The 5,759-nt window shown below is 72.0% G+C and carries 7 protein-coding genes and 1 rRNA gene; 6 read left to right on the top strand and 2 right to left on the bottom strand.

The window, feature by feature from the left end; translation table 11 throughout:
• The 6 genes from D6718_00860 to ruvB form a co-directional block, all read left to right on the top strand.
• Positions 1-268: hypothetical protein (locus D6718_00860; GenBank protein RMG48849.1), on the top strand; the 268-nt coding region annotated here is incomplete at its 5' end.
• A gap of 53 nt (positions 269-321) precedes the next feature.
• A 5S ribosomal RNA gene (gene rrf / locus D6718_00865) occupies positions 322-438 on the top strand.
• Between the two features lie 156 nt (positions 439-594).
• Positions 595-1,326, top strand: coding sequence for a YebC/PmpR family DNA-binding transcriptional regulator (locus tag D6718_00870; GenBank protein RMG48850.1), 732 nt, complete (start codon positions 595-597; stop codon positions 1,324-1,326).
• A 75-nt stretch (positions 1,327-1,401) separates the two neighbouring features.
• Positions 1,402-1,914, top strand: coding sequence for a crossover junction endodeoxyribonuclease RuvC (locus D6718_00875; protein ID RMG48851.1), 513 nt, complete (start codon positions 1,402-1,404; stop codon positions 1,912-1,914).
• The gene (gene ruvA / locus D6718_00880) at positions 1,911-2,516 is read left to right on the top strand and encodes a Holliday junction branch migration protein RuvA (protein ID RMG48852.1); all 606 of its coding nucleotides are present in this window, start codon (positions 1,911-1,913) and stop codon (positions 2,514-2,516) included. The genes D6718_00875 and ruvA overlap by 4 nt, the downstream gene beginning before the upstream one ends.
• Positions 2,516-3,538, top strand: coding sequence for a Holliday junction branch migration DNA helicase RuvB (ruvB, locus tag D6718_00885; GenBank protein ID RMG48853.1), 1,023 nt, complete (start codon positions 2,516-2,518; stop codon positions 3,536-3,538). Before ruvA ends, ruvB begins: the two co-directional genes overlap by 1 nt.
• A 31-nt stretch (positions 3,539-3,569) precedes the next feature.
• On the opposite strand, the gene D6718_00890 is transcribed toward ruvB, so the two are convergent.
• Both D6718_00890 and D6718_00895 read right to left on the bottom strand, forming a co-directional pair.
• Positions 3,570-4,433 (bottom strand): methyltransferase domain-containing protein, encoded by an 864-nt coding sequence (locus tag D6718_00890; protein RMG48854.1) that lies wholly within the window; start codon positions 4,431-4,433, stop codon positions 3,570-3,572.
• A gap of 130 nt (positions 4,434-4,563) precedes the next feature.
• On the bottom strand, positions 4,564-5,649 hold the full coding sequence (locus tag D6718_00895) for an NAD-dependent epimerase/dehydratase family protein (GenBank protein RMG48855.1): 1,086 nt from the start codon (positions 5,647-5,649) through the stop codon (positions 4,564-4,566).
• Between the last annotated feature and the right edge of the window lie 110 nt (positions 5,650-5,759).

A 5,759-nucleotide genomic window follows, 5' to 3' on the forward strand; every position in this document is an offset into this window, starting at 1 on the left:
AGAGGTGCGGTTCTCCTGGGCGCGCGACGAGATCAGGATCACGGCCGACGGGCGAGAGAAATTCGGCACGCCCACTCCCAACGGGGTGTTCGTGGAGGCGCCCGCGCCAAGCGCGGGGCTCGCCGCCCTCATCGGGATCGGCGGCATCGTGGAGGAGCACGAGGCGTGGAGCGGGCCGCAGCCCGGGGAGTACTTCCTCAACGGCGGGAGGCTCGACTACGGCGGCTACGTTTTCTCGATGGGCGTGCGCTTCACGCTGACCAAGTGACCCAGACCCGAACACCGGATTGTCACGGGAGGATTTGACAGGAAGAAGAATTTCCCGGTGGCCATAGCGAAGGGGCCACACCCGTTCCCATCCCGAACACGGTAGTTAAGCCCTTCAGCGCCGATGGTACTGCGCGGGAAACCGCGTGGGAGAGTAGGACGCCGCCGGGGATTTGATCCGGGCCCCCGACTTCCGTCAGGAAGCCGGGGGCCTTTTCTTTCCCGTGAACGCCTGCCGGGGCCCGATGGTAAACTGGACCGCGGCCGCCGGTCGGGCGGCCCCGGGCTCCGGGATCCCGCGCCCGGGCCCCAGCCGGGAGGCGAGCGATGGCCGGCCACTCCAAGTGGGCCAACATCAAGCACAGGAAGTCGGCGCAGGACGCGCGGCGCGCCAAGGCCTTCACCCGGGTCGCGCGCGAGATCATGGTCGCCGCGAGGACGGGGGGAGGCGATCCCTCGGCGAATCCGAGGCTGCGTGCGGCGATCGCTGCGGCGCGCGGCGTCAACATGCCGAACGACAAGATCGAAAAGGCGATCAAGAAGGGCCTGGGGGAGACCGAAGCCGCGGCCTTCGAGGAGGTGTTCTACGAGGGCTACGGCCCCAACGGCGTGGCGATCTTCGTCTCGGCTCTCACCGACAACAGGAACCGGACCACGTCCGCCATCCGTCATCTGTTCTCCAAGTACGGGGGTGAACTCGGCTCGCCGAACAGCGTCGCGTGGATGTTCGAAAGGAAGGGCTACATCACCGTCCCGAAGGCCGGGATCGAAGAGGAAGAGTTGCTCGAAAAGGCCCTCGAGGCCGGCGCGGAGGATGTGCGCACCGAGGACGAATTCTACGAGGTGCTGACCAGCCCGGAGGACTTCCACGACGTGAGGGACCGGCTCGAGGCAGCGGGGGTGCCGATGGAGTCGGCCGAGGTCGCGATGCTCCCGCAGAACTTCGTCGAGGTGAAGGCCTCGGAGGCCGAGAGCCTCCTGAACCTCCTGGAGGCGCTCGAGGAGCACGACGACGTCCAGAAGGTGTCGGCCAACTGCCAGGTGGTCGAGAGCGCCTGAGCCGGCGATGCGAGGACTCGGAAGAGTCGGCTGCCCCACGGCGCGCGGCGCGCGGGGCGGGGGCGCGGGGGGCCGATGAGTTCGCTGCGCATCCTCGGAATCGATCCCGGTTCCCGCCGCACCGGCTACGCCTTGGCCGAGTTCCGCGGAGGCGAGATCGTGGCGCTGGAGCTGGGGTCCTGGTCGCTTCCGGCGCGCGGGCGGCGGAGCGCGGCGCTGGCCCGGCTCCTGGGCGAGGTGGAGGCGTGGCTGGCCGATCGGCACCCCGACGTCGCCGCGGTCGAGGGCCTGTTCCAGCACCGGAACGTCCGCTCGGCCCTGGCGCTGGCCGAGGCGCGGGGAGTGGTGCTCGCCGCGCTGGGGCGCGCGGGCATCGACGTCGTCGAGTACGCGCCGGCCGCGATCAAGAAGTGCGTCTGCGGGAACGGGACGGCGCCCAAGGACCAGGTCCGCAGGGCGCTGGCGCGGACCGTTCCCGGGCTCTCGCGCTTTCCGCTGGCGGACTATCCCGAGGACGCCACCGACGCGCTGGCGGCGGCCGTCTGCCACCGGGCCCACGCCTCCTTCGAGGGAGCGAGCGTGCGATGATCGCGCGGATCACGGGAAGCCTCGCCCGGAAGAGCTGGCCGGTGGTGATCGTGGATGTCGGCGGCGTCGGCTACGAGCTCCAGGTACCGCTCGGCACCTACGAGGCGCTCCCGCCGGAAGGGGAGCGCGTGACGCTCGAGGTCGTCACCAGCTTCAGGAACGAGACCTTGCAGCTGTTCGGCTTCGCCACCGCCGCCGAGAAGCGCCTGTTCGGAGTTCTCCTCGGGGTCACCGGGGTCGGCCCGCGGCTGGCCCTCGCGGTCTTGTCCAAGCTCAGTCCCGCGCAGCTCGCCCGCGCGGTGGCCGACGAGGAACCGCGGGCGCTCGAATCCGTGCCCGGGATCGGGCGGAAGACCGCCCGGCGCCTCCTGCTCGAACTGAAGGACCGGCTGCCGGAGGAAGACCTCGTGCCTGCTGGCCGGCCTCATCCCGGAGCCGTCCGGCGGCATCCGCTCGCCGGTGACGGCGCGGCGGCCCTCGAGAGCCTCGGGTACCGGAGGGAGGTGGCCGAGCGGACGGTCGGCCAGGTGCTCGCCGCCGGCTTCGACGGCGATCTTCCCGAACTGATCCGCGCCAGCCTGCGGCGTCTCGGAGGCTCCTGATGGGGGAGGGCGCGCGCGAGCGGATCGTGGCCGGCGAGCCGCTGGCGGAGGAACTCCGGGTCGAGGCCGACCTGCGCCCCCGCCGACTCGACCAGTACGTCGGCCAGCAGCGGCTCAAGGACAATCTCGCCGTCTATCTGGAGGCGGCGCGGCGCCGGCGGCGCCCCCTCGACCACGTCCTCTTCGCCGGGCCGCCCGGTTTGGGCAAGACCACCCTCGCGCACGTGATCGCAGGCGAGCTGGGTGCGAATCTGCGCACCACGTCGGGTCCCGCCATCGAACGGGCCGGCGATCTGGCCGCGCTCCTGACTCACCTCGAGCCCGGGGACGTGCTGTTCATCGACGAGATTCACCGGCTCGGCACCGCGGTCGAGGAGGTTCTCTACCCGGCGATGGAGGATTTCGCGCTCGACCTGACGATCGGGCAGGGGCCCGGAGCGCGCTCCGTCCGGGTCGAGCTGCCCCCCTTCACGCTGGTGGGGGCGACCACGCGGTCGGGACTCCTCAGCGCGCCGCTCCGGGACCGCTTCGGGATCGTGGAGCGGCTCGAGTTCTATCCGCCGGAGGACCTCGTCCGGATCCTCTTCCGCGCCTCGGAGCGGCTCGGGGTGGAGATCGAAGAGGAGGCCGCGGAGGAGATCGCCCGGCGGTCCCGCGGCACCCCGCGCGTGGCGCTGCGGTTGCTGCGGCGCCTGCGCGACTTCGCCGACGTGAGAGGAGGCGGGCGCCTCGGGATCGACGTGGCGCGGGATGCGCTCGAGCGCCTCGGGATCGACGAGATGGGCCTCGACGCCCTCGACCGGCGCTTTCTCCGCGTCATCGTGGACCACCACCGCGGCGGGCCCGTGGGCCTCAACACCCTCGCCGCCTCGCTCGGGGAGGAGCCGGACACGCTCGAGGAGGTGGTGGAGCCGTACCTGATCCAGATCGGCTTCATCGAGCGGACGCCGCGCGGCCGGGTGGCGACGGCGCGCGCGGCGGCGCACGTCGGCGCGCCGGGCGGCCCGGACAGGCTCTTCTGAGGCGGTCCGCCGCCCCGCGGCGCTCCGCGGCTCACTTCGTTCCGGAGGCGATCAACAGCTCGCACGGACCGACGAAACCATCCTCCCCCTCGAATTCCCGGAGCGCCTCCTCGATCTCCGCCCAGGTGACCTCCCGGTCGGCCGGGGACAAGCCCGACAACATCTGGTGCAGGGCACCGAACGATTCCCGCTCGAACCGAAGGCATTCCGCGGCGCTGCTCGTCCGGACGGGCGCGTTCACCACCTCGACGGCGACATCGCAAAAGCCGGCACTCGCGAGGGCGGCCGGGAGCGCGTCGCCGGCCAAACTGAACGGTCCCGGCTGGCCGGGGAGGGGAGCTGGAAGGCGCGCCCGGCGCCGGATGATGGACACCGGCACGGAGAAAAAGCCGTTCGCCTCCGCTGTGGAGTAGACCATCGCGGCGACGCGCCCTCCCGGCCTGAGGGCGTGCCGCATACCGGCCAGCGCGCGCTTCTGGTCGGGGAAGTAGATCATGCCCACCCGGCAGACCACGGCGTCGAACGACGCCGGCTCGAGAAGCTCGAGATCCTCGCCGTCCAGGACGCGGGTGTCGATGTTGTCCAGGCCCTCGGCCCGCGCGCGCTCCGCAGCGAACTCCAGGATCGCCCCCGACAGGTCGGTGGCGAGAACGTTCCCGCTGGGGCCGACGCGCCGGGCGATCGCGATCGTCTGATCGCCCGCTCCGGCCGCGACATCGAGCACGCGATCCCCGGCCCGGACCCCGGCCATGTCGAGCATCGTCTCGGTGGCGGGCCCGAGCCAGCGGGAGAGCAGCGAGCCCCAGCGGTGCCAGGCCTCCGCGGCCTCCTCCCACTGTTCGCGCGTGGTCTGCTTGTATCGGACGGGATCGAAGCGGCCGGCCTGGGGATCCATCGGGGCTCTCCTGTCGGAAGCGCAGCGGTGAACGGCGTCGTGCTTCGCACCGACGGTCGAGACCCTCCCGGCCCGGCGCGCTCGCGGGACGAGGCTAACACAAGCTATTTGTCGAGTAAACCCGGCAGGGTCACGCGGCCGGCGGCCAGTAGTGCTTTCGTTCCCGCCGGTAGAAACGGACCGTCCGTTCGATCCCCTCCGCCAGGGCGATGCGGGGATTCCAGCCGGTGGCGTCGCGGAGGCGCGTCGCGTCGAGCACCGCGTCCCCCGTTTCGATCCGCCGCCGCTCCTCGGGCCACGGCACGTGGCGCAGCCTCCCGCTGCCGCACGCGGCGACGACCTGCCGGGCCATCTCCGCGAAGGCGGTCCCCGAGCCGGTTCCGGCGTTGAAGACCCGTCCCGCGAGCTCCCCGGCGGGGCCGCCCGCGACGCGGAGCAGCGCGTCGACGAGATCGTCTACGTAGAGGTAGTCGCGGCGCTGCGATCCGTCCCCGTAGACGGGGAGCTCGGCGCCGTCGAGGGCGAGGCGCACGAACCAGTTCAGGATGCCGTAGCGGCCGTGCTTCATCTGGTGGCGCGGCCCGTAGACGTTGGTCGCCCGCACGCACCGCACGTCGAGGCCGTGGCACCGGTGGTACACGAGGGCGTACTGCTCGGCGCAATGCTTCGAGGCGCCGTAGACGTCGGTCGGCCGCGCCGGCGTGTCCTCGCGGATCGGGCCGTTCCCGGCGGCCCCGTACTGCGCGCGCGTCCCGACGTTCACCAGAACGGCTTCCGGCGCCTCGCGCCGGATCGCTTCGAGGAGCAGCAGCATGCCGCGGACGTTCACGTCCGCGTCGAGGAACGGATCGCGCATCGAGTCGATGTGACTCGTCTGCGCCGCCAGGTGGAACACGGCGTCCGCTCCCGCCAGCGCGGCGCGGAGCGCCCGGCGGTCGCGGATGTCGGCGACCAGCACGGTCACGCGGTCGGCGACGGGCGCGACGTTCCTCCAGTTTCCGCCGTAGAGGGGATCGAGGTTGTCGAGGATCCTCGGAAACGCACCGGCACGCGCGAGCGCGATCGCCAGCGTCGAGCCGATGAATCCGAGCCCTCCCGTGACGACGACCGTCCGTCCCGCCCAGGGTCGGGCCGCGTCCTCGGTGATCTCCGGCCACGCCGATTCCACGAGCACCACCTCTCCCCGGGCCGCCGCCCGGGCCGGCCATCCTGGCACACCCGCGCGCCCCGATCATCTCCGCTCCGCCCGCCGGCTGCGCGTGCATAATGCCCGCGAGCGGCCGAGGGGCCGCCGGGGAGCGGGCGCGGGTCGGAACGGAGCGGGGG

This window comes from Acidobacteriota bacterium, from assembly GCA_003696075.1.
In the GTDB taxonomy this organism is placed as follows: Bacteria; Acidobacteriota; Polarisedimenticolia; order J045; family J045; genus J045.

Coding starts and splice junctions, on each gene's coding strand:
- D6718_00870 (RMG48850.1), top strand. CDS start 595: ATGGCCGGCCACTCCAAGTGGGCCAACATCAAGCACAGGAAGTCGGCG.
- ruvB (RMG48853.1), top strand. CDS start 2,516: ATGGGGGAGGGCGCGCGCGAGCGGATCGTGGCCGGCGAGCCGCTGGCG.
- ruvA (RMG48852.1), top strand. CDS start 1,911: ATGATCGCGCGGATCACGGGAAGCCTCGCCCGGAAGAGCTGGCCGGTG.
- D6718_00875 (RMG48851.1), top strand. CDS start 1,402: ATGAGTTCGCTGCGCATCCTCGGAATCGATCCCGGTTCCCGCCGCACC.
- D6718_00890 (RMG48854.1), bottom strand. CDS start 4,433: ATGGATCCCCAGGCCGGCCGCTTCGATCCCGTCCGATACAAGCAGACC.